This is a genomic window from Oceanobacillus neutriphilus (assembly GCF_014645515.1).
Lineage (GTDB): Bacteria > Bacillota > Bacilli > Bacillales > Amphibacillaceae > Oceanobacillus > Oceanobacillus neutriphilus.
In genome coordinates this window covers 125,394-149,072 of record NZ_BMLW01000009.1, presented here as the reverse complement: position 1 = coordinate 149,072, position 23,679 = coordinate 125,394, and the positions used below count along the sequence as shown (strand labels likewise).

The following is a 23,679-nucleotide window of genomic DNA, read 5'->3' as shown; positions in this document are numbered from 1 at the left end:
TTTTTATTTTATAATTCGTTCGCAGGTGTTTTTTTCTGTTTCAGCATAACCACAAGGAAGAATAGCACCGCTGCTAGAGCAAGCAGGATAGTTGCAATGTAGAATGCTAATACTTGTGAGCCAGCTACGTCACCAATATACCCTGTAAGTGCTGGTGCAATAACAGATGAACTCATTCCAAAGAAGTTAAAAAGCGTCAATGCTCTTGCCACTTTATCTCCTGCAACGGAATCAGACACATAAGTTATTAATACCGGATCAATGGCAAGCTTACCTAATAAACCGTATAGAATAAGCGCTACATAAAGCACCGGCGGATTTGGTGCAAAAACTGTTAAACCAATCGTTACAGATGCGGCGATTAATAGTAATAAAATTAAACGCAGACGCATATGTGCATTTTTATCAATATATTTAGTAAATAACAAAGCACCAGGTACGGCAGTGACTGCAACTAACGCAGCTACATATCCTACTGAACCTTGATCAAAACCTTTTTCTGAAACGAGGAAGGATGGCAGCCAGGTTACAATCATGTAATAGCCATAACACGTTGCAAAGTATACAAAATATATAACTAATTGTTTTGGAGCAAATAAACTTGCAGAGGAAGTATTTGCACTTTGTACATCCTCTTTCTTTTCTTCAACTTCTTCTTCCTGGTTGACCGATACTTTATCTTGCTTAATAAACAGCATAAATACAAATGTTACAGCAACGATAATAATGGCAGTTATAAATAAAGTATAGTTCCATTGAATTTGGAGACCACCTACCAAGACAGAGGAACCGATTAAACCAATAATCATCCCTAATGCGGAACCACTATTTATAATCGCATTAGCAAAGCTTTTTTTATCTTTTGGTGTATGTTTGGCTGACAATGAAAAGGCAGCACCATAGTAAGATCCAGTTGAAATACCTGCTATTAAAGAACCCAGGTATACCTGCATAATTGTTGAACTTGTACCGATAATAACGGCTGCAAGCGCAAAAGCGATAAATGCAGGAACCAATACCCTTTTTTGTCCAAATTTATCAACCAGAATCCCTGAAGGAATCTGCATTCCCGTATAAGCAAAGAAATAAACTGAAGCCACAAGTCCCATTTGTGTACCAGTAACATCTCCCAAAGACTCTTGAATTTGTGGATATATAGGTGTAAGAATTGTACGATAAATCCAAATAGCAACCCAACCTAAACACAATGCAACAATAATCTTCTTGTAATAATTCGGGTCAGATTTAATTGTTTTGTCCATGATAAGACACGCTCCCCTTTAATTATTTAAATATATTTTCTTCTTAATTTAGATTGTAGGTCATAAGCAGATAAATAACATTGTTCACTTTTAACAAAAACGAAAGTAACATTACACATTTTAGACAAAAGATATTTTATTGCCTCAACTTTCGCATCTGAGAATAAGCATCTATACCTTATACTCAGAATTAGCTGAACCTTTATAAGTATGTTCCAAAAGCTTCTGCTTTATCACTAAAATTTAAGAATTACCTTTATAAATACATTTATAAGGAAGCGTATCGTTTATTGCCTGAATTTTTTCAAATTTAACATTTTTTACGAACTGGCTACAGTAACAGGGTAACCTTTAAACTGGTTTAATCACCCATCAGAACTTGAAGAGGACCTTCTTGCACCCTTTTGTATTATCGTCACTAATATTAAATAGCCTATCGGCAATATACCTGCTATCCAGACTACTGCATTCCACCCTGCTTTATCCCAAATTGGCCCCACGGCGGTACTTCCAAATGCAACACCAATATAATAAGATACTAAATATAGACTGGATGCGCTCCCTTTATGATGTGTTGCCTTTTCAGTTACAAAGGTTGCTGTTAAAGAATGTGCTGTAAAGAAACCAAGACAGGTAACGCATAAACCGACGATAATCCAGGGTAAAGAAAGTATCATGGTCATGGTAATACCAGCAGATAGAATAATTATTCCTGCTATCCGAACAATGTTCAGTCCCAAAGACCCTGCTAGCCAGCCCGCAACGGGAGCTCCAACTACCCCAAAACCATACGCCAAAAACGTATATGAAATAGCTTTTGCGGACAGAAAAAATGGCTCCCCTTCCAGATGGAAAGGCAAATAAGTCCAAACCGATGTAAATGAAAGCTGAAAAATAATTCCCATACCGAAAATTAAAAGCATTGCCGGATTTTTCACATGAAAGGCCATACCCTCTATGTCCTTTCGAAATGGAAGATGAATCGCTTCAAAAAAACGGGACTTTGGCAAAAATATCATGACAACTGCAACAATAATTACTCCCATCCCGGCAAAAATATAAAATATCGTCTGCCAGGCAAAATCCTCAGCTAAGTAGCCCGCCAGTACTCTTCCAACCATTCCGCCAAAAGCATTACTGGCTATGTATAAAGCAGTGGCAATTCCAATACTCGAGCGGTCAATTTCTTCATTAATATAAGCAAGTGATGCTGCCGGTAATCCCGCCAGTGCAAACCCTTGCAAAAATCGCATCAGAATAAAAAAATAAAAGGAGTCTGTCATTGGAATTAACAGAAACGGGATAACCGAAGCAAGTAACGAATATTTGATAAAGGGAACTCTGCCAATTCGATCCGAAAAAAATCCAAGAACAATTAAGCCGATAATTAAACCAACGATATTTACAGATAGCGTTAAAGTAGCTTCTGATACTGATATATCAAAATCCCTGACAAACACAGGCAATAAAGGCTGAACGACATAAAGGCTCGCAAACACGAAAAAAGAAGCCGAAGCTAAGCATAAAGTGATTTTCCAAAAATAAAAATCTGTTTTATGATATTTTTTTGTTTCCATATCATGCCACTCCCTATTCACACCATTATACTATTAAAATAAGTATTTATGATATGATAAATTGTTTATCATATATCGTTACAATAAAGGAATAGATGATTCTGAACGGATGTAAAAAATCTTTAAAAAAATAAATAAACCCTCCTTCAAAAGCCGGATTCCTCCTCTGAATTTTGAAGGCCGGTTTAAAGAGCTCCTTCTTTTAACTTGATTATCAAATAAAAATCCCCAGCCATATAGCTGTCGCAAACGCAAGAAAAAGCAGCTTTTTCTCATCATTTGTTACTTTTTCAACATCGTCAATATCCATTTTGGTAACAAGATAAATGGCATACCCTAAGAAAATACCAGCTCCGATTGCTCCCGCTGGACGGGTAAAGGCTGTCCAAATGAGCAGCAAACCGACAACAATAAAATAAAGCATCGCCGGTAATTTAGCGCCTCTTGCTCCAAAAACATCCTCTGCCCAAACAACAGAGGTCTGCTTTAACGGAGTTGATTCTCGATCAGCATGCCTATCAGGAATATGATGCACCATCACCCAAGCCATACACCAGATTGCATTAATAATACCATTCTGCCAAGCCCACACGGGAATCTGCTCCAGTAAAATCCAAGGCGCCGCAATTCCCAGCGTCAGCATCGTTGGAAATAAACTGAACCATTCCCCTGCGAATGGATAGTAGGCAAATTGAAAAGGCTTTAATGAATAAGATACTGCTCCCCAGATTCCGATCAAGGTTAATACAGCAAATTCTGTAAGCCCGAGAATAGCAAACAATACAGCAGTTATCAATAAGATAATAGTCACCCAGGTACCTAATTGCTTCAGCATCCCTACAGACATTGCTCCAGTCTGTAATACGCCGCTGCCTCCAGACAGGATCCCCGGACTATTTTGATCCGTACCTGATTGATAATCAGCAATATCATTCAGGGTATGCGTCAGCATGCCATGGATGCATACAGCGCCAATTAATAATACGGAAGCAATTGTCATCACAGTACCTGCTGACAAATCCGTATAAAATAAAAGCGGTAATACCGTCGATAGAATTGTTGCCACACTGGAAAATACAACGGCAACAAGACGTAATAGCATAATAATATTTTTTCTGGTTATAGCTGGTTGTGCTGGAATCATTGTCATCATCCTTTTTATAAGAAATCGATTTACATTGAATTCTTTTTTATTAGCATACTAGCTTTTCCCATATTTTATACAGATTATAGTTATATAAATGGTCTTCTTCTATACTGCAACTATTTTTGAAAAGGGGGGTAATCGATATCAGCTCCAGATAAATCATCTAAATTCCATAAAAATACAAAACACCTCTGGTAATAGATGTTCACTCTAATACTTGAGGTGCCGGGTTTCTTAGCTGTCCACCTTTGCCGCCAGGTCTATTCAACGTTTAACATGTGCATGGATACTCCTATGCACTTCTTTCTTTAACTATAACAAGAAAGAGCTTATAATTCTAACCATACATTATTTGAAAAACGTTTCCACTTATTCCATTTTGTTCTGAAAAGAATCTAATTTTCTTTCTATCGCAGCAAGTCTTTCTTCCAACTGCCGATCCTTTTCACTTGTGTCTCTTGCTTCTTGTACGTATTCATCAATTGCCAAGCTTCCAGCATAGGTGCTTATGGCATCTCCTAAAGTAGCTAATAACCCGCCGATTAAAGCAAGCTTTAAACTGTAAGCAATTTGGATTTCATCCGTATTCAGAGAATCATTATTATTCTTTTCATTCATTTGACCTCAACCTCTCGATTCAAATCATGTTCCGTTATTTATAGTATTCAGATTAGACGCTTGCCGTTAATGTAATATAGAAGAAAAACGCCACAGTACCATACTATGACGTTTTTTTCATTACTATTTTCTTTTATATTTCCATAACTCCGCCAGTGTTAGCCGAAGTTACCAGCTTGGAATAGCGGCCAAGCCAGCCTTTTTTCACTTTTGGCTCAAAGCCTTTCCAATTTGCTTTTCGTTTTTCAAATTCTTCATCTGAAACCAGCAGATTCATTTTACGGTTTTCAAGATCTAATTCAATCAAATCTCCATCCTCTACAAAGGCAATTGGACCGCCCTCTGCAGCTTCTGGAGAAATATGTCCAATAGATATCCCTCTGGATGCACCGGAGAAACGTCCGTCCGTGATTAAACCAACTTTCGCACCCAGTCCCCGTCCTACAATCTGCGAAGTCGGAGCAAGCATTTCCGGCATTCCCGGTCCGCCCTTAGGTCCTTCATAACGGATAACAACGACATGACCTTCTTCAACTTTGCCAGATTCAATTCCTTCCATGGCTTCTTCCTGTGAATCAAAGCAGATAGCCGGTCCTTTAAAATATCCGCCAACCTCTGGATCAATAGCACCTACTTTAACAATAGAGCCATTTGGGGCCAAGTTACCAAACAGTACGGCCAGTCCGCCCCGTTCGGAGTGTGGATTATCGAGTGTATGGATAACATCCTTGTCCAGGATTTCCGAATCCTGTACGTTTTCCCGGATTGTTTTCGCCGACACACTGAGGTTATCTCCATAAAACGCACCCGGCTTCTTAAGTAATTCATTAATAATTGCACTGATTCCGCCTGCTCTGTCAACATCTTCAATATGATAATTGGATGCCGGGGCAACTTTCGCTAAATGAGGTACACGATTGGCAATCTCATTAATGCGTTCCAGTGGATAGTCTACTTCTGCTTCATGCGCCAGTGCTAATGTGTGTAACACTGTATTTGTAGATCCGCCCATTGCCATATCCAACGCAAAAGCATTATCAATAGCTTCTTTTGTCACGATATCACGTGGTTTAATATCTTTTTCGATTAATTCCATTAATTGTTTAGCCGAGCGTCTCACAAATTCTTTCCGTTCTTCTGCTACAGCAAGGATTGTTCCATTACCTGGAAGCGCAAGCCCAATTCCTTCTGCCAGACAGTTCATTGAGTTAGCGGTAAACATTCCTGAACAAGACCCGCAAGTCGGACAGGCATTTTGCTCCAATTCCAGTAATCTAGCTTCATCAATTTTTCCAGATTGATAGGCTCCTACCCCTTCAAAAACAGATGTAAGCGAAAGTGGATTTCCCGCACTATCAGTCCCCGCCTTCATCGGGCCGCCGCTGACAAAGATAGATGGAATATTCACACGCAGAGATCCCATCAGCATCCCAGGTGTAATTTTGTCGCAGTTCGGGATACAAACCATGCCATCAAACCAGTGCGCATTTGCTACTGTTTCCACAGAGTCCGCAATAAGCTCACGGCTCGGCAGGGAATAGCGCATTCCAATATGCCCCATTGCAATACCGTCATCTACACCAATTGTATTCATCTCAAATGGTATTCCGCCAGCCTCACGGATTGCTTCTTTAACAATTTTACCAAATTCTTGTAAGTGAATATGTCCTGGAACAATATCTATATAAGAGTTAACCACCAGAATAAATGGTTTTCCCAAGTCCTTTGTTTTTACCCCTGCAGCATGTAGCAGGCTTCGATGCGGTGCGCGATCAACACCCTTTTTAATCATATCGCTGCGTAGTTCTGCCAATTTCAATACCTTCTTTCTAAGATTTTCACTAAAAGTGTAACAGTCAAAGGATGAAACCTCTGTACTGCTTGTTCTGGAATGCATCAGCACGCATTTCATCTAAAAAACCTTCAAAACAGATTTATTTTTCAGTCTATTTTGAATTGGAATTTTATAAATGATTGCTTCATAAAAAACATTCTAATTTTATTATTTTACTACTTATACTATAAAATTAATATACTAAATTACAAATTTAGAGAAAAATCTCAAGATATTTTGACAGCATGTATAAAAAAACGACACAAGAGCTTTTACAACACATATTTATCTATATAAAAGAAAAAAATCGCTAACAGCAGCGATTTTTTCTTTTATACAGATTGGCAGAAGTCTAAGAGACATCCAGCACCGTTCAAAACCTTTCTAAATCACACCAATAACTGTAGCAATAATTACTAATACAATACTTAAGCCCCATAGCCAAGGAAGAGAATATTTGATATGACGTCCCATTTCTAAACCTGATAAACCAAGTGCCAGCCATACTGCCGGCGCAAGCGGACTAACAAATGTTCCAACTATGTTTCCAATAACCATCGCATATACCGTAGATACTGATTCTACCCCAAAGCCTGACGCAATCTGTTCAACAACCGGCATTAATCCAAAGTAATACGCATCTGTACTCGTTAATAAATCAAGAGGTACCCCTAAGAAACCGATAATCAGATGTAAATATGGTCCTACAGCTTCCGGCATGATTTTTACACCATCCTCTGCAATAGCATCCAGCATTCCTGTTCCTGTTAAAATTCCTAAAAATGTTCCAGCTGCTAAAATGATGGTTGCCATTGTCAAGGCACTTGATGCATGTGCTTTGATTCTTTCTGTTTGATCGTTCATTTTTGGATAATTGATTGGCAATGCAAAACCAAGCCCGATCATAAATGCAAGACCAGCCGGGATAATCCCTGACACCAGCAGCGCAATAACCCCTATTGCAATAATCGCATTTACCCAAAGTAATTTAGGGCGAGCATATTGATTTTTATTGGAGGCATCCTTCTCATCATCATATACACTGTCAGCACCTGCTTCTTCAGCAGTCTTCTCCAACGCAGCAGCACCTTTCAATTTTCCAAAGCGCGATTCAACTTTCTTTTTTTCCCTATATCCAAGAAATACCGCTATACCAATCATCAAAACCATCCCAATGATCTGGATTGGAATAAGAGGATACCATAATTCTGTAACATCGGTATCTAAAATAGAAGCAGTCCGCCCTAACGGACCTGCCCACGGAATCATATTCATAATGGCTGCACTTCCTGCGACCAAAAGAAGCAGCAAATATGGATTCATATTCAATCGTTTATACAGCGGAAGCAGTGCCGGTATCGTAATAAGAAATGTTGATGCTCCAGAACCATCTAAATGCGCAATAGCTGCAATAAATACTGTAGCTACACTTACAGCAATAATATTCCCGCGGGAAATGGCAACCATTTTATTAATAAAAGGATCAAAAAGGCCGGCATCTGACATAACACCGAAGAAAAGAATTGCAAAAATGAACATAACAGCAACACTGATTACAGTACCAATTCCTTCATTAAAAAAAACTCCAATTTCCTTCAATCCAAAACCAGCAACAAATGCACCTAAAATAGGTATTAATACCATGGCAATCATCGGTTGAACCTTACCTCTAATCAATAAAATAACAATTGCCAGTATTGTTGCAAATCCTATTAAACTTAACATCCTATCTCCCCTTATTTCATACTATTTATTAACCCTTATAATTGCCAGTTAGTTCTGCCCCTGTCTGAAAGCGTTAACATTTTTTTTCGATTAATAAATAAAATAGCATGAAAAAAAAGAAGGCGGAACCTTCTTCCCATAAGTTGTTTATTTCTTATATTAATCATTTTGTTCATAAGTTTCACGACGCATATATTCCCGTTCCGGTCTGCCAACGGTTCCGTATTTTAATGTCGTATAAACCTCTTTCGCAGACACCAGGTATTCCAGGTAGCGGCGAGCCGTGGATCTGCTCGTCCCGATTTTCTTACTCAGTTCCACAGCGGTGATCCCTTTCCCTTTATCTGCTTCCAAAAGCTGTTTGATATCATTCAAAGTAATTGGATCAATTCCTTTAGGTAAATTCATATTTGCACTACTGGAGTGAAATGAATAACTGACGTCTGTAGCACCTATTAAGGTGTCAATTTCATTTTGTTCTAAAGACGCTTTAGCAGAAAGAAATTTCCGATATTCCTTATACCGCTCCAGAGACTGTGCAAAACGGTCCGCATCGACAGGCTTTACAATATAATCAAAAGCGCCTCCCCTTAATGCTTCTTCAATCGTTCCTGTCTCGTTAGCCGCAGTAACAGGAATCAAATCGATTGCATGATAGAGATGACGTATTTGCCAAAGCAGCTCCAATCCTTTTACGTCAGGAATGTAAATATCAAGCAGAATCAGCTGTGGACGAGAAGCACATGTTTTAAGGTACGCAAGCGCCTCTTCCCCTGTTTTCACTACTTTCTGAACTGTGTACCCTTCTACCTTCTCTACATATCTCCGATTTATTTCTGCAATCCGAAAATCGTCTTCGATAATAAGTGCCTGTATGCTATGACTCATCCGAATCACCCCCACCTTTAGGTATAATCATTACAAAACAGGCACCGCCCATTTCTCCTTCTTCCAGTATAATTTGTCCGCCTTGCTTGTGGACGATATGCCGTGTTAATGCCAGCCCTATTCCGCGGTTTTCCTCTCCTTTTGTGGAGTATCCCTGTTCAAAGATATGGGCTGCCGCTTCTTCTGATACACCCTGGCCAGAATCATCCACCTCTACTACGATATCGTCCCCAATGTCAGTGAAAAAGAGACTAATTTGCCGCTCACCCTCCTGATTACTTTTCACGGCTTCTAACGCATTTTCGAGCATATTTCCAACTCCAGTAATTAATGCCTCCTGTTTATCCCCATGGTAAGCATGATTAAGCTGACTGTCCGGGTGAATCGAGATAGTCACCCCAAGCTCATTAGCCTGATTGATTTTCCCTTGCAAGAGTCCTTGAACTACTGGATCAGCTGCATGCTGTGTTAAGATTTGCGATTGTTTCTCTTGAATATTTCTTTTCTTTTTAATAAAATCAATGGCTTCTTCGCGTTCTCCTAACTGAAGCAAGCCGAGGATGGTATATAAACTGTTGGCAAATTCATGTGTTTGAGCACGTTGGGCATTTGAATACTGTTTGATTTGTTGAAGTTCCCGGGTCACATGCTCTATTTCTGTTTTTTTCCGGAAAGTAGATACTGCTCCAGCTACTTTTCCTTCCATATAAACAGGTACTTGATTTACAATAACAATGGATTCTCCGAATATCATTTCCTTGTCGTACTGACTCTTCCCACTTTCTAGTACATCAGACAAACCAGTATGGGGAATGAGTTGATTAATTGATTTCCCTGAAAATTGATCCAGCTGCTGGTCCTCACGAAAAAGGATCTGTTTTGCTGCTTTGTTCATCATGATTATCATTCCATTATGATCAACCGCTATCATTCCTTCATGTGTGGACTGTAATATCGCTTCCTTTTGCAGTAGTAAATAAGAAATATCCTTTGGTTCCATATTGAACAATAACTTCTTTATATGGTACGCAATAAAAATGGCACCTGCAATTCCTAATACGACAATTCCTATCATGGTAAGCCATAGGGACTTACTTTGATTTGCTATAACGCCTTGGACATCCTCGCTTAGAAAGCCTACCGATACTACACCGATAATATTTCCTGCTTCATCCTTTATTGGTACCTTTCCACGAATGGATAATCCAAGTGACCCCTCACTCTGGGATACATAAGCTTCTCCATTTTGTAAAGCGCGGGTGTTGTCTCCACCCACCATTTTTTCTCCAATTCTTTCCGGGTTTGGATGTGAATAACGGATCCCCTCCTTATTTCCAACAACAATAAATTCAGCATCCGTTTCTTCCTGAATAGGTGCTACTGTTTCCTGAATGACCGAAGCAGGATCATTTAGCTCAAAGGCTGACCTTATTTCTGACATATTGGCAACACTTTTAGCTACGCTTAGTGCCCGTTTCCCAACCTGGTCTTCAATGGTGTCGGAAATAAATGAGTGAAGAAACCAGGTAAATAGAATAAAAATACTTAATATCAGCAAGCTGATCAGGAAAATCATCTTGCTTTTTAAACTCAATGCTGCTTTAGGTTCCAAGTTTTCATTTTTATTTGACTTATACGTATGAAACATATTGTCGATCTCCTCATTATTTGACAACTCCCACAGCTAAAGCAGTGGGGTTCCAAGGTACTCATACACTTCTTAACAGTGCCCTGATCTTTCTATGAAGAAAGAGTTCCCATGGAAATACTGGTGTATATTCTCTTAAAACATTAACGGACGTACTGCGAGATTGCAAGGCACTTCACCAATCCAGCTTGAAAAGACTTCTTGTGTGCTTTTCGTTCCGCATTCTCCTGAACTTTATCAGGACCAGTCAGGTTTGTTTTTTATGTGATAAACCAACGCATTGTTTTACTTTCCTTCTGTCTTAGTCGATCCATTTCACAATAATGCAGTATTGTATAATCCCAACTAAATTTGTCTACTCATTAACCGCAAATCCATTTCCCTTCTTATTTCTAACTTCTATTGCGGACCTCTCCGACTTTTTTTAGAGCCATCAGATCACTCATACGCTATGGCTATGCTTATCTTCTTTTGTGACAGTGTCACCATTCAGATACATACTTATTTACTTCTCTCTACTCTAATAATTACGAACATAAAAAGTAACCTCTTACAACAATCTAGTTAAAGAGATTACTTTCAATTAAATTATAATTATATACTTTCCTTCCTCACAAACAAAAGATTAAATCCTTTATTTAAAATTTCTGCAATCACTTTATTTTTCTCCGTCTGTTATCCTTCTATATCACGCCGTTTATACCCCAGCGCGCCAATAAACATGAATAATACACTTACTCCGCAAAGAATCAGTAACGCTGCATAAGACAGCTCCTCACTTGGATAAACCGGAACATGTTCATAGATTGATAGACTTCGTACCCAATCAGGAAGCTCTAAAATATCTCCTAAATAGATTACGATAAACCCGTAGACAAGCAGCAGCCACACAAGTGAAGCAGCTTTCGGCAGCCAGCCGATGAATAAAACAGCCATACTCAATACGAGTAAAAGGGCAGGGGTATAAACCATAGAGGCACCCAGTACATCTGAAAATGGCATCATATCCTCACTGACGGAAGTTCCTACGCTCCATAATGCCACCGCCTGCAATACCGGCAGCAGAACCGCAATCAGGATAGATGGTATGAGATAAGCCCTCAGCAGCTGCATCCGTGATATTGCCCTGCTGAATACAAGCTCTGTCCGATTGGCTTTCTCCTCTCCGCGCAGCCTCAAAAAACTGATGATTACCGGCGCTGTGATAAATAAGGCCATAATGCCCATCAATAAAACAATAAACTGCTCCATTACATTGCCTTCCCCTGTTAAAAAGGCCTGCATTGCTTCATTTTCTAAAAAGAAGGATTCTAAATCTCCTAATATAAGTGCAAATACAATATTAAGCAGCAAAATGCCAATCGTCCACATGAAAATTATTGTTTTTTGTAAACGAAAGACCAGTCCCGTCTTTGTTTTCAAAAAGCTGGAAGCATGAACAGAGCCTGCCCGTTCAGGTAATAATCCATCTCCTATATCACGTTTTGCCTGCAGGGTAAATGCAGCAATTCCCAATACAAGACTGCTTACCAGCAATAAGCCGATTGGAAAAAAGTTATTTTCTACAAAGACATAAGCTCTTGATAACCAGCCAAGCGGACTGATCCAAGATAAAAATGCCGCATCCACATCCCCGACAGCACGCAAAAGATAGAAGAAAAACAACGCTCCAAAGCTAAATACACTCGTTCCCCTTGAGGAAGTAACAAAATGAGCAAAGAATGCTGTCAATGTACCAAAAAGCAGTCCAAAGCTGCCCAAAAGACCACTATACAGAATGACTCCAGGGAGGCCAAATCCTTCTATTTGCATAGACCCCATTGCTGCTGCAAGCAGGATAACGAATAAAACATTTACAGAAAGCATTACCATAAAGGAAGCTGTCAAATAACTTAAACGCCCGACGGACCTGGATTGAACGAGTTCTAAGATGCCGTTCTCTTCATCATCTCTGGTCAGTTTAGACATGAGTAAAATATTCATAATAGCCACTGCAATCGCAGAAAACAACAGCATCTCCAGTGCAAATAAACTGCCGGCTTTCTGATAATGATCATATCCTATTCCAAGCATGGCAATCATTGCCGGGTTCTCCATGGTGATAGAATAAGCTTCTCTGGAGGCTTGGTCAGGATACATTTCTGGATACGCATAAGCTACCGAACAAGTCACTAAAACAAGGCCTGCCAGCCACAGAAGTAATCGAAGCCGATGCTGCCGGAGTAAAATAGGAAAAAGAATCCTGGTTCCTTTGATTTGCTTTCTCATTGCGCACTCTCCTCACTGCTTCGTTCCTTATAGTGACGCATAAATAAATCTTCTAATGTTGGCGGTGTACTCTCCATTTTCCGCACACCATATTTATTTAAATAGTTGATAATTTCCTCCATATGGTCTGTGTCTGCCTGAAAGGAAATCCACCTTCCTGATTCTTCCAGCTGATGCACGCCGGACAGCTTTGTCAACCCTTCTGGAGCTTCTCTTGTTTCCACCTGTATTTGCATCCTTGTTAAATGCCTCAAATCATCCAGCGTCCCTCTTTCAATGATTTTTCCTTTGCGAATAATCGCAACACGATCACAAAGCTTCTCCACTTCCGATAAAATATGACTGGACAAAAGAACTGTCTTTCCTGCTTCCTTTACTTCTCTGACACTCTGCTGAAAGGTATGCTCCATTAAAGGATCAAGACCAGAAGTCGGCTCATCCAAAATAAATAAATCAGCTTCTGAAGCAAAAGCAGCAATCAAAGCAATTTTTTGCCGATTCCCCTTCGAATAAGACCTTGCTTTCTTGGTTGGATCAAACTGAAATCTTTCCACCCATTCATCACGCTTCTTCTTTGAATAGCTCCCATTCATTTTCAGAAGAACATCAATCACTTCTCCGCCAGTTAAATTGGGCCATACATATACATCACCAGGCACATAAGCACAACGTTTATGAACTTCTGCTGCATCCTTCCAGACATCTTTACCAAATAAGGTTGCACGTCCACCCGTTGCCTTTAGCATTCCCAATAAAATACGTATCGTTGTTGACTTTCCCGCACCATTAGGTCCAATAAACCCATAAATTTCCCCTTCATTTAATTCCATTGACACTTGATCCAGCGCTTGAAAATCGCCAAATTTTTTCGATATTCTATCCAGCTGAAGCACAGACATAAGAAAACCTCCCGAAAGTTTTGAAATATTTAACCTTATATATTTCATAATATAGATAAAATCATCTCAGGTCAATAAGTTTTGAAATATTAATATGTTTATATTTCATTTTTAAATATGATATGATAAAGATGGAGGTGGCAAGCTATGGATGGTTTTGAACGCAGAACATCGATGAAAAAAGAAATGATTTTAAATACAAGTACAACACTCTTTCAAAAGGATGGCATCAAAAAAGTTTCCATCTCAAAGATAGCGAAGGAAGCAAATGTTTCACAGGTAACTATTTATAATTATTTTGAGAGCAAAGAAAAGTTATTGTATGAAGCACTTATTTACTTTGTGAATCAAACATGGGAAAAATACCATAAACTAATTGAAGAGCCGATATCATACGAAGAAAAAATGAAGCAGTTTATATTTTCTGAGGCACAAACTGTAAATGGTTTACACGAAGAATTTTCCAACTATATGATGGACCAATACAAAATACCTGGAAATTTTATTGAACACCTTTATCAAGAAAAAGCACTGCCTGCAATGATGCAGCTCGTTCAGCAAGGCAGAGATGAAGGCTTTATTGATCCTGGTATCAGTGATGCAGCCATCTTCGTCTACCTGCAGATGTTTACCGATTATTTACAAAAAGGAGACGCTATCGAGCAGCTTGTTCCTTTAACAGAAGAACTAATGAAGCTGTTCTTCTACGGTATTGCAGGCAATGGAGAGATAAAAAAACCTGACTGAAAGATTTTTCATCTAACAGTCAGGTTTTTTATTTATCTTTTCACTTTTGCAATAACAATCATAATCACCGCTACAACTGCAGCTGGCAACAGCCAGCCCAAACCTTCTGCATAGAGCGGCAAGGCACCTTCAAGCGTTTTTACAATCGCAGTTAACCATTCCGGAAGTCCCAGATCTAAAGACTTAAAAAGTGCTACGAGCCCGTCAATAATACTAAATATAAACGTAACTGCAATAGTTGGTATATACACAATACGGGAATGCTTGAAAAACGGTGATACAAACGTCAATAATACTAACACCATCGCCAGCGGATATAAGAACATGAGCACTGGTGTAGAGAAAGAAATAATATTTTCTAAACCAAAGTTAGCTATCACAAATGTTAAAATGGAAAAGAAAAAGACCCATGGCTTATAAGCAATCGCAGGAATTAAGGTATGGAAATACTCCGCATTGGCTGTAATCAGACCAATAGCAGTGGTCAAACAAGCTAATATAATAATAGCAGCCAGCAAAATCGTTCCCAATGTACCGAAATAATAGGCTGCCGCACCACTTAGTACAGGTCCCCCATTTTCAAATATCCCTAACTCTGTCACACTTGTTGCACCTAGATAAGAGATTCCTACATAGATAATAACCAGCAGCGCTGTAGACGTTAAACCAATTTTAGTAACAGCAGAAAGAATTTGATTATTATCGGTAATACCAAATCCTTTGATAACATTAATAATAATAATACCAAATACGAGCGCAGCCAAGGCATCCATCGTATTGTAACCTTCTAAAAAGCCAAGAAAAAAGGCTGACGATTGATACGTTTCATCCGGAGATTGAATAGATCCCATTGGATTAAAAAAGGCGACTGCTAATAAAATAAACAGCAGAACCACCAGCGCCGGCGCCAAAAACTTCCCAATATTATCAACAATTTTAGATGGGAATAACGAGAAAAGCAGGGCGATTAAGAAAAAAGCTCCTGTAAAAATCAAAAGAACTGTTGATTGTGCTCCTTCACTTACATATGGAGCAATACCAACTTCATAAGCAACAGTTCCTGTTCTTGGAGCTGCAAAGAATGGTCCAATCGTTAAGTAAAGTAATGCAGTAAATGCTAGACCATAAACAGGATGAACACGGCTCGCAAGCTCCTGCAAATTATTTTTTCCAGAGAAGCCCATTGCCATAATACCGAGAAAAGGCAATCCTACTCCGGTTATTAAAAAGCCAATCGTAGCCGGGGTAATATTATCTCCTGATAACTGCCCCAGTTGAGCTGGAAAAATCAGGTTCCCCGCTCCAAAAAATAAAGCAAATAACATAAATGCAATCGCTAAATAATTACCTATACGCAGTTTGGTATTCATTTTATTCCTCCTACTTCCAAACCTATAGTTATTGGAATTATCTAATTATTTAACATAATTTGACACGATTTCTATCTTACTACTTTAAAATATGAAATGCAATGGAAAGCAGGGGAATAGCGCAATTAGAAAAATATTCCACAAGTAGCTGCTAAAATCTTATCTTTTTTTGATAGACAATCTCTCTGCAAACTTATACTATTATATATAATTATAAAGTGAAATTTCATTCAGGCAGGAGGACTCCTATGCCTGTTAGACTGAGAAAACATTTACAAATCATAATGTAAAGAGGTAGATAAATAATGAAACTATCCCAACGTGTAGAACAGCTTCCTTCCCAGTTCTTTGCATCACTTGCCGGTAAAGTAGCTGCTGCAATCGCAGAAGGAAGAGATATTATTAACCTGGGGCAAGGAAATCCGGATCAGCCGACACCACCGCATATTATCCGTGCCCTTCAGGAAAGTGTTGAAAATCCTGTTACACATAAATACTCTCCTTTCCGCGGTACAGATGAATTAAAGCAGGCCGCTGCAGCATTTTATAAAAGAGAGTATGATGTCGATTTAGATCCCGATACAGAGATTGCTATTTTATTCGGCAGTAAAATCGGCTTAGTAGAACTCCCTTTAGCTCTAATGGATAAAGGTGAATTAATGCTCTTACCCGACCCTGGATACCCGGATTACCTGTCCAGCGTCCCATTAGCAGATGTTACTTATGATACTTTTCCATTATTAGAAGAAAACGATTTTTTACCGGATTATACAGCCTTAACAGATGAACAGAAGAAACTTGCTAAGCTATTATATCTCAACTATCCGAATAACCCGACCGGAGCAGTTGCAACAAAGGAATTTTTTGAAGAAACTGTTGCATTAGCCCGTGAAAATGAAATTGGCATTATCCATGATTTTGCATATGGCGCAATCGGTTTTGACGATTATCAGCCGGTTAGCTTCCTGCAAGCAGAAGGTGCAAAAGATGTTGGTGTTGAGCTGTACACCCTCTCTAAAACCTATAATATGGCAGGATGGCGCGTCGGTTTTGCTGCCGGAAATAAAGATATGATTGAAGCCATCAATATTCTGCAGGATCATTTATTTGTCAGTCTTTTTCCTGCTATTCAAAAAGCTGCTGCCGAAGCATTATCAGGTGATCAAAGCTGCGTCACCTCTCTTGTAAAGCTTTATGAACAACGCAGAAATGTTTTAATGGAAGAATGCAAACGCATCGGCTGGGAGGTAACTGCCCCAAAAGGCTCCTTCTTTGCCTGGCTCCCGGTACCGGCAGCATTTACAAGTGAAGAATTTGCGGATTACTTATTAGAGGAAGCAAAGGTCGCTGTTGCTGCCGGTAATGGTTTCGGAAAAACCGGAGAAGGCTATATACGTGTCGGGTTATTGGTGGAAGACGAGCGGATTCGTGAAGCAATCAGACGTATTGAAAAACTTGATTTATTTCAAAAATAAGCATTGACGAAACCTGTAAAATAGGATATTTTTAAATAATACAATTCTATAAATACTATATCTCTTATCCAGAGTAGCTGAGGGACTGGCCCGTTGAAGCTCGGCAACCTTAAAAAGGTGCTAATTCCAGCAAGACATCCGTCTTGAAAGATGAGAGCAGAAAATAAATCTATGTTTTCGAGCCTCTCTTTCGCCAGAGAGGCTCTTTTTATGAATTGTACAAGTATTGATTAAAAGCGCATCCGCCGCTTAAAAATAGAAAGGCAGGAAGAACATCAATGATCAAGTTAGAAAATGTCACAAAAGTTTTCCCGTCCAAAAAAGGAAAAGATGTTACTGCATTAGACAACGTGACGATTTCTGTCAATAAAGGAGAAATCCATGGCGTTATCGGTTATAGCGGTGCAGGAAAAAGTACATTAATTCGTTGTGTCAATTTACTGGAAACACCATCCAAGGGAAAGGTATGGATTGACGGAATTGATTTAACAAAATTATCTAAGGAAAAGCTTCGGCAGACAAGGCAAAAGGTCGGCATGATATTTCAGCATTTTAATTTATTAAAAACAGCTACCGTCTATGACAATATTGCAATCCCTCTAAAATTACTGGGTGTACCGAAATCAAAAATTGCTGAACGGGTTGTTAAATACTTGGAAATTGTTGATTTAGTTGAGAAAAAAGATTCTTACCCTGCTCAGCTTTCCGGCGGTCAAAAGCAGCGTGTAGCTATTGCAAGAGCACTTTCTCAGGAACCCCAAGTGCTCCTGAGTGATGAAGCAACCAGTGCATTAGATCCGGAAACAACCAATTCCATTCTCGAACTATTATTAAAAATTAATGCAGAGCTCGGGATTACGATCCTTTTAATCACACATGAGATGAATGTTATTCAAAAAATATGCGATTATGTATATGTTATTGAAAATGGAAATCTTATTGAACAAGGCTCTACGATTGAATTATTTACAAAGCCGCAGCAGTCGACCACAAAAAAATTCCTCAATACGATTTCACAGCGGAAGTTATCTGATCGTCTGGTTGATGAATTGAAATTGGGAGGAAGAGTCGTTCGTCTGACCTTCTTAGGGGAAAATACAGGGCAGCCGCTGCTCTCAAAGGTTACACAGCAATTTTATGTAGAACCGAATATCCTGTCAGCGAATATTATCGAATTAAAAAATGGTATCGTCGGTAATCTCGTTGTTCATTTAATCGGCAATGATCATCAGGTAGAACAATCACTCTCTTTCTTGCAGGAACAAGGCGTAGAAATAGAAGAATTGGGGGTAAACTAATATGCAATCATTTATCGATCAATGGCTGCCAATATTTTACGAAGCGATAAAAGATACGTTTCTAATGGTTGCTATTTCTCTTGCTTTCTCAGTACTTATAGGTATCATTTTAGCCATCATCTTAATTTTGACACGTCCCGGACAACCTTTGCAAAATAAATTTGTCTATCAGTTTTTTAATTTACTTATTAACGTCATTCGTTCGATTCCGTTTATTATTCTTTTATTTTTTATGCTTCCATTTACCAAATTCATAGTAGGCACCTCTATTGGCGTGGAAGGAGCTATTGTACCACTCGTAGTTAATGCTGCTCCATATATAGCCAGACTGATTGAATCTTCCCTGCTGGAGGTAAACCAAGGTGTCATTGAAGCATACCGTGCAATGGGGATCAAGACACATCAAATCATTTGGAATGTTATGCTTCGGGAAGCAAGACCGGCAATCGTACTGGCTTTAACCATTGCAACGATCAGTCTTATCGGGGCAACAGCTATGGCCGGCCTGGTTGGTGCAGGTGGCTTAGGTGACCTGGCATACAGATTTGGACATCTGCGCTATGAAACAGATGTGATGTACGTCACTGTTATTCTTCTGATTATTATCGTCCAGGGTATTCAATCTATCGGAAACCGGCTTGCGGCGCGAATGAAAAAAGATTAAAACGGGGGTAAAAACATGTCAGTATCATCACAAAAAGGCTCTTTTTTAGAGCATATAACCATACAGGATTCTTTTCCTATCGGGCCTGAACAGCTTGAAGCAGCGGCAAAGCATACCTTACCTGAAGAAGTGTTTGGCCACATCCGCTCCGGTGCCGGCGGGGAAGAAACATTAAGAAAAAATCGAACGGCCTTTGAGAAATATTCCATCATTCCAAGGTGTTTAAGCAATGTATCCCAGGTGGACACATCCATTCGTATTCTGGGAAAAGAATATACTTTTCCATTTATGGTGGCTCCCATCGGTCATTTAAAAATGGTTCACGAGGAGCCCGACTATGCCATTGCAAAGGTGGCTGCCTCTATGAATATTCCATATATCCAAAGCACCGTTACTGCCAGGTCTATCGAAGAGGTCTCAGAAGCTGTACCTGAAGGACCTAAATGGTTTCAATTGTATTGGTCAAATAATGATGCTATTTCCTACAGCATGGCAGAGCGCGCAGAAAAAGCGGGATATGAAGCAATTGTAGTAACTGTCGATACGGTGATGCTCGGGTGGCGGGAGGATGATATGCGCTATCAATACTCCCCGTTGAAAAAAGGATATGGAAAAGCCAACTATGTACAGGATCCAGCTTTTCAAAAAGGATTGAAGGAAGGCCAGGATGAAATTGATTCTATTATCGAGAATCTGCATCATCCACATCTTCACTGGGACAACATAGCAGAATTACGTCAGCGTACAAATCTGCCAATCTTTTTAAAAGGGATCCTTCATCCGGAAGATGCAAAGCAGGCTATAGAAGCCGGGATCGACGGGATTGTTGTTTCCAATCATGGCGGCAGACAAATGGACGGGATTATTCCAAGTTTGGAGGCATTGCCGGCTATCCGTAAAGCGGTTGGTCCAGACTTCCCTCTTCTCTTTGACAGCGGCATCCGCCGGGGAGCAGATGTAATTAAGGCTCTGGCACTGGGTGCCGATGCAATTTTACTTGGACGCCCTTATGCCTATGCACTGGCTCTGCAGGGCGAAGCAGGTGTCCAAAAGCTATTTGCCAATCTCGCACAGGAGGTTTCTGTATCGATGGCTTTATCTGGAGCAAAGACAGTTGAAGAAGTGAAGCAGCTTACTTTAAAAGCCTCTAATTATTCATTGTAAAAAAGTGCGAATTCCTGTCTGCTCTTTTCTTTTATAAAGCAGCTAAGATTTCAATAGTCTGGAGGAGACTTATGAACAGAAAAGAAAACATAATAATAGGTATCTTATTTGTGTTCTCAGGTATTCTAATTACTTTTTCCCTAAATACAGTAACTATGATTACAGCACTGCTTATTATTGCTGCTACCGCTGTTCACGATATTTATAAGAAACCGGCATTTCCTAAAATTCTTTTTTATATTATTGTATTTGCAGCATTTTCTGCTTATATTGTTTTATTTATTTAGTTTAAGGAGTAACTTTGCGGTAATACGTAGGGTTACTCTTTTTTCATTCAAAAAAGGATAATATAAACGAACTGCTCTTCCTATTTTAAAATATAAGCCTGTTTTTCAAATTTGATATTTATTAGAGTACAAAAAAAGGACATCATCTGTTAAAGTAAAAGTTAAAGCTTACAATAAGAATCTGATGCTATCCAAATTGATATTATTGTACAAGCAAAATCAGAGCGTTCAAGAGGTGTTCGAAAGATGGATGAATGGTACAAACTTGATAATGCAGGCAAAATGTTTCACGCTGTATCTGAACAGACAAATTCCTCTGTTTTCCGGATTGCCGCAGTAATGAAGGAAATGGTGCAGTCTGATAAGCTGCAGCTTGCACTTGATGACGTTTTGGGACGTCTGCCAATGTTTGCGGTAAAGCTCAGCAAAGGTTTATTTTGGGATTTCCTTGTTGAAAATAATGAAAAGCTTTTTGTTCAGTATGAAAACCAGTATCCATGCGCACCCATTGATCCTATAGAAACAAACGGCTTCTTGATGCGTGTTACCTATTATAAGAAAAGGATAGCTGTGGAATTTTTTCACTCTGTAACAGATGGTACAGGCGCTTTAGAATTTATAAAGGCACTTATTTATCATTATCTCCTTCATATGGGCGAAGACGTAAGCTATGAAAGCACACTAATTAACATTCATGATGAACCAAGCTATTACGAGCGGGATGACAGTTACCAAAATTACGTAACAGATGAAAAACCGCAAAAATTCAAAGAAGCAGCTTCGTACCAAATCCGCGGCGGGTCAATAGATCAGACGATTGTCATCCATGGAAAAATGAGCGCAGAGAAGGTACACCAGCTTGCTAAAAAGCATGGGACGACCATTACCGCCTTTATTTCAGCGCTTATTATTGCTGCTATTTATAAAGAAAGATTGAAATTCCGGGCTTATCAGGAGGAAATAAAAATTGCTATTCCTGTTAATTTAAGAAATCTTTTCCCTTCCAATACGCTGCGTAATTTTTTTGGAGTTGTTAATATCGGCATGGCAGTTACGGAAGCAACAACATTAGAAGAAATTATTTCTGAAGTATCCAAGCAGCTGCGGGAAAAAGTACGGAAAGAAAGCCTGCAGCAAAGTATTAATGACCGGGTAAAATGGCAGACGCGACTAACAGCCAGATTCGTTCCGCTTCCTCTTAAATACCATGCAATCCGCTATGGTTATAGAAGTTTTAGTGAACGTACCAAAGCGATGACAATGACGAATGTAGGGAAAGTACAGCTGCCAGAAGCAATGAAATCACACATTTCTCACATGGAGATTATTTTATATCCGAGTAAGAAAAGCCCAATTAATGGAGCAATGATTGCAGTTGGAGATGAGCTTGTGATTTCATTTTCAAGAATGATTAAAGAAGCGGATATTATTCGTACTTTTTTCAGAGAGCTTTCTAAGACATTTAATTTGGAGATAGAAGTATACTCCAATGACAGCAGGTGAAAACAATGCAGCATTATTGCAAAAATTGCAGTGTCTATACAAAACAAAAATATTGTCCGTTATGCAAACGGAAGCTTTCTGATAAAACAGGAGATAATGAATATTATCCTGTTTATGAAACCAAGGTCAAACGGCGCCGCTTTGCCCAGCGTCTTGTCTTATTTATTGCGATATTTGGTATTAGTACAAGCTTATTAATTAATTTATTGACTAATCCAGAAAGATTATGGTTTTTATATGTGTTGGGACCTGTACTGTACGGTGTACTGACGATAAATCATACCTTTCTTTCCAGAGCTCATACGGGATCAAAAGTAATTCTTCAAGTCATCTCGCTTTCTGTCATGCTGTTTATTTTAGATGCAGCATCCGGAAGCTCAAAATGGTCTATTCATTATGTTATTCCGTTTCTTGTTACATTGGCAACATTTTTTGTAACGATGATTGTACTGCGGAAACCAATGAAATGGCGGGAGTACATTGGATATATGTCAACAATGGTCATTCTCGGCTTTCTGCCCGTTATTCTATTTTTAAGCTCCTGGTCCACTGTTTTATGGCCGAGTGCAGCAACTGCTTTATATGCTTTACTGACATTAATCGGTATGATCCTATTTTCGGAAAAAACAATGAAGAATGAAATTGTACGGAGATTTCATTTCTAAATAAAGGCACATGCTCATAATTGAAAAAAGCATGTGCCTTGTTTTTTTACTATTCTATTACTTTCTTATTGTAATGCCCATTGTAAGGAAAACTACTTATCATCATTTTCAAATTTTTGTTGAAGAAAATCTAATTGTTTTTGAGTAGATCCAGCCGCTTTATCATCCGATACTCCCCGCTCCTGTATGTTTCATTTATTAAATGGAAAAACTAAACATACAAAACATTAAAAGGAGCGGCAGAAATGATTGCATTAGATACATATATGTCTGGAAAAAGAGGCTTTTTCAAAAAATTAAAACCACATTTAGAAGAGCTTGGATTTAACATAACAGGAAAAGATAGTGATGATAAAGGCTGTTTTAATGGAGTTCTGGCAAGTCAGGGTCAAAAAAAGCTTTATTTATCTCTTCCTTATCATGTAATAAAAGCAGGATACGACCAGCCATCTGCTCAAATTGAATTTGGAACTCCACTTATTATTAACCATGCTGCTCATTCAGACTCGAATTTCTTTCATCAGCATGATTGGAAGCTGGCAGGAGAACAAGCGGTGCAACAGATTATGAATCATATTGATAATAATCTCTAGTTGAAATCTCCTCTCCATTCCAGCATACTAAAAGAAGAATTACATTC

Annotated in this window: 20 protein-coding genes and 1 riboswitch; of the genes, 9 read left to right on the top strand and 11 right to left on the bottom strand. The window is 39.0% G+C overall.

What is annotated here, in order from left to right:
• Positions 1-8: 8 nt before the first annotated feature.
• The 10 genes from IEX29_RS15715 to IEX29_RS15670 all read right to left on the bottom strand — a co-directional run bounded on the left by IEX29_RS15715 (position 9) and on the right by IEX29_RS15670 (position 13,866).
• The gene (locus IEX29_RS15715; protein ID WP_188735310.1) at positions 9-1,262 is read right to left on the bottom strand and encodes an MFS transporter; all 1,254 of its coding nucleotides are present in this window, start codon (positions 1,260-1,262) and stop codon (positions 9-11) included.
• Between the two features lie 365 nt (positions 1,263-1,627).
• Positions 1,628-2,839, bottom strand: coding sequence for an MFS transporter (locus tag IEX29_RS15710; protein WP_188735309.1), 1,212 nt, complete (start codon positions 2,837-2,839; stop codon positions 1,628-1,630).
• Positions 2,840-3,053: 214 nt separating this feature from the next.
• Entirely contained in the window at positions 3,054-3,992 is a 939-nt protein-coding gene (locus IEX29_RS15705; protein ID WP_229720249.1) for a prenyltransferase, read from the bottom strand.
• A 363-nt stretch (positions 3,993-4,355) separates the two neighbouring features.
• Positions 4,356-4,604 (bottom strand): hypothetical protein, encoded by a 249-nt coding sequence (locus IEX29_RS15700; RefSeq protein ID WP_188735307.1) that lies wholly within the window; start codon positions 4,602-4,604, stop codon positions 4,356-4,358.
• Between the two features lie 133 nt (positions 4,605-4,737).
• Positions 4,738-6,417: a dihydroxy-acid dehydratase gene (gene ilvD / locus IEX29_RS15695; RefSeq protein ID WP_373290685.1), complete on the bottom strand. Its 1,680-nt coding sequence runs from the start codon at positions 6,415-6,417 to the stop codon at positions 4,738-4,740.
• 405 nt (positions 6,418-6,822) lie between these two features.
• A complete protein-coding gene (locus IEX29_RS15690) occupies positions 6,823-8,163 on the bottom strand; it encodes a CitMHS family transporter (protein WP_188735306.1) in 1,341 nt (446 codons plus the stop codon).
• A gap of 159 nt (positions 8,164-8,322) precedes the next feature.
• Complete coding sequence (locus tag IEX29_RS15685) at positions 8,323-9,051, bottom strand: response regulator (protein ID WP_188735305.1); 729 nt, start codon at positions 9,049-9,051, stop codon at positions 8,323-8,325.
• On the bottom strand, positions 9,041-10,699 hold the full coding sequence (locus IEX29_RS15680) for an ATP-binding protein (protein ID WP_188735304.1): 1,659 nt from the start codon (positions 10,697-10,699) through the stop codon (positions 9,041-9,043). Before IEX29_RS15680 ends, IEX29_RS15685 begins: the two co-directional genes overlap by 11 nt.
• A 675-nt stretch (positions 10,700-11,374) precedes the next feature.
• Positions 11,375-12,967, bottom strand: a complete 1,593-nt coding sequence (locus tag IEX29_RS15675; RefSeq protein WP_188735303.1) for an ABC transporter permease — start codon at positions 12,965-12,967, stop codon at positions 11,375-11,377.
• Positions 12,964-13,866, bottom strand: coding sequence for an ABC transporter ATP-binding protein (locus IEX29_RS15670; protein ID WP_188735302.1), 903 nt, complete (start codon positions 13,864-13,866; stop codon positions 12,964-12,966). Before IEX29_RS15670 ends, IEX29_RS15675 begins: the two co-directional genes overlap by 4 nt.
• A gap of 147 nt (positions 13,867-14,013) precedes the next feature.
• Here IEX29_RS15670 and IEX29_RS15665 point away from each other — a divergent pair, with 147 nt between their 5' ends.
• Positions 14,014-14,613 (top strand): TetR/AcrR family transcriptional regulator, encoded by a 600-nt coding sequence (locus tag IEX29_RS15665; RefSeq protein ID WP_188735301.1) that lies wholly within the window; start codon positions 14,014-14,016, stop codon positions 14,611-14,613.
• Between the two features lie 32 nt (positions 14,614-14,645).
• On the opposite strand, the gene brnQ is transcribed toward IEX29_RS15665, so the two are convergent.
• Positions 14,646-15,983 (bottom strand): branched-chain amino acid transport system II carrier protein, encoded by a 1,338-nt coding sequence (gene brnQ, locus IEX29_RS15660; protein ID WP_188735300.1) that lies wholly within the window; start codon positions 15,981-15,983, stop codon positions 14,646-14,648.
• Positions 15,984-16,288: 305 nt separating this feature from the next.
• On the opposite strand from brnQ, the gene IEX29_RS15655 reads away from it, so the two are divergent.
• From IEX29_RS15655 to IEX29_RS15620, 8 genes are all read left to right on the top strand, one after another.
• Positions 16,289-17,458: a pyridoxal phosphate-dependent aminotransferase gene (locus tag IEX29_RS15655; protein ID WP_188735299.1), complete on the top strand. Its 1,170-nt coding sequence runs from the start codon at positions 16,289-16,291 to the stop codon at positions 17,456-17,458.
• Between the two features lie 61 nt (positions 17,459-17,519).
• A riboswitch (SAM riboswitch) is annotated at positions 17,520-17,615 on the top strand.
• A gap of 121 nt (positions 17,616-17,736) precedes the next feature.
• Positions 17,737-18,756 (top strand): methionine ABC transporter ATP-binding protein, encoded by a 1,020-nt coding sequence (locus IEX29_RS15650; protein WP_188735298.1) that lies wholly within the window; start codon positions 17,737-17,739, stop codon positions 18,754-18,756.
• 1 nt (position 18,757) lies between these two features.
• Positions 18,758-19,420, top strand: coding sequence for a methionine ABC transporter permease (locus tag IEX29_RS15645; protein ID WP_077604620.1), 663 nt, complete (start codon positions 18,758-18,760; stop codon positions 19,418-19,420).
• A 15-nt stretch (positions 19,421-19,435) separates the two neighbouring features.
• Positions 19,436-20,584 (top strand): alpha-hydroxy-acid oxidizing protein, encoded by a 1,149-nt coding sequence (locus tag IEX29_RS15640; RefSeq protein WP_188735297.1) that lies wholly within the window; start codon positions 19,436-19,438, stop codon positions 20,582-20,584.
• Positions 20,585-20,655: 71 nt separating this feature from the next.
• Positions 20,656-20,871 (top strand): hypothetical protein, encoded by a 216-nt coding sequence (locus tag IEX29_RS15635; RefSeq protein WP_188735296.1) that lies wholly within the window; start codon positions 20,656-20,658, stop codon positions 20,869-20,871.
• Positions 20,872-21,117: 246 nt separating this feature from the next.
• Complete coding sequence (locus IEX29_RS15630) at positions 21,118-22,374, top strand: phthiocerol/phthiodiolone dimycocerosyl transferase family protein (RefSeq protein ID WP_188735295.1); 1,257 nt, start codon at positions 21,118-21,120, stop codon at positions 22,372-22,374.
• A gap of 5 nt (positions 22,375-22,379) precedes the next feature.
• The gene (locus tag IEX29_RS15625) at positions 22,380-23,039 is read left to right on the top strand and encodes a DUF6320 domain-containing protein (protein WP_188735294.1); all 660 of its coding nucleotides are present in this window, start codon (positions 22,380-22,382) and stop codon (positions 23,037-23,039) included.
• 245 nt (positions 23,040-23,284) lie between these two features.
• Positions 23,285-23,632, top strand: coding sequence for a YugN family protein (locus tag IEX29_RS15620; RefSeq protein WP_188735293.1), 348 nt, complete (start codon positions 23,285-23,287; stop codon positions 23,630-23,632).
• Positions 23,633-23,679: the final 47 nt, after the last annotated feature.

What these genes read in the sequence shown, in the direction of transcription:
- IEX29_RS15715 (WP_188735310.1), bottom strand. Translation starts at nt 1,262, where the DNA reads ATGGACAAAACAATTAAATCTGACCCGAATTATTACAAGAAGATTATT.
- IEX29_RS15710 (WP_188735309.1), bottom strand. Translation starts at nt 2,839, where the DNA reads ATGGAAACAAAAAAATATCATAAAACAGATTTTTATTTTTGGAAAATC.
- IEX29_RS15705 (WP_229720249.1), bottom strand. Translation starts at nt 3,992, where the DNA reads ATGATGACAATGATTCCAGCACAACCAGCTATAACCAGAAAAAATATT.
- IEX29_RS15700 (WP_188735307.1), bottom strand. Translation starts at nt 4,604, where the DNA reads ATGAATGAAAAGAATAATAATGATTCTCTGAATACGGATGAAATCCAA.
- IEX29_RS15690 (WP_188735306.1), bottom strand. Translation starts at nt 8,163, where the DNA reads ATGTTAAGTTTAATAGGATTTGCAACAATACTGGCAATTGTTATTTTA.
- IEX29_RS15685 (WP_188735305.1), bottom strand. Translation starts at nt 9,051, where the DNA reads ATGAGTCATAGCATACAGGCACTTATTATCGAAGACGATTTTCGGATT.
- IEX29_RS15680 (WP_188735304.1), bottom strand. Translation starts at nt 10,699, where the DNA reads ATGTTTCATACGTATAAGTCAAATAAAAATGAAAACTTGGAACCTAAA.
- IEX29_RS15675 (WP_188735303.1), bottom strand. Translation starts at nt 12,967, where the DNA reads ATGAGAAAGCAAATCAAAGGAACCAGGATTCTTTTTCCTATTTTACTC.
- IEX29_RS15670 (WP_188735302.1), bottom strand. Translation starts at nt 13,866, where the DNA reads ATGTCTGTGCTTCAGCTGGATAGAATATCGAAAAAATTTGGCGATTTT.
- IEX29_RS15665 (WP_188735301.1), top strand. Translation starts at nt 14,014, where the DNA reads ATGGATGGTTTTGAACGCAGAACATCGATGAAAAAAGAAATGATTTTA.
- brnQ (WP_188735300.1), bottom strand. Translation starts at nt 15,983, where the DNA reads ATGAATACCAAACTGCGTATAGGTAATTATTTAGCGATTGCATTTATG.
- IEX29_RS15655 (WP_188735299.1), top strand. Translation starts at nt 16,289, where the DNA reads ATGAAACTATCCCAACGTGTAGAACAGCTTCCTTCCCAGTTCTTTGCA.
- IEX29_RS15650 (WP_188735298.1), top strand. Translation starts at nt 17,737, where the DNA reads ATGATCAAGTTAGAAAATGTCACAAAAGTTTTCCCGTCCAAAAAAGGA.
- IEX29_RS15645 (WP_077604620.1), top strand. Translation starts at nt 18,758, where the DNA reads ATGCAATCATTTATCGATCAATGGCTGCCAATATTTTACGAAGCGATA.
- IEX29_RS15640 (WP_188735297.1), top strand. Translation starts at nt 19,436, where the DNA reads ATGTCAGTATCATCACAAAAAGGCTCTTTTTTAGAGCATATAACCATA.
- IEX29_RS15635 (WP_188735296.1), top strand. Translation starts at nt 20,656, where the DNA reads ATGAACAGAAAAGAAAACATAATAATAGGTATCTTATTTGTGTTCTCA.
- IEX29_RS15630 (WP_188735295.1), top strand. Translation starts at nt 21,118, where the DNA reads ATGGATGAATGGTACAAACTTGATAATGCAGGCAAAATGTTTCACGCT.
- IEX29_RS15625 (WP_188735294.1), top strand. Translation starts at nt 22,380, where the DNA reads ATGCAGCATTATTGCAAAAATTGCAGTGTCTATACAAAACAAAAATAT.
- IEX29_RS15620 (WP_188735293.1), top strand. Translation starts at nt 23,285, where the DNA reads ATGATTGCATTAGATACATATATGTCTGGAAAAAGAGGCTTTTTCAAA.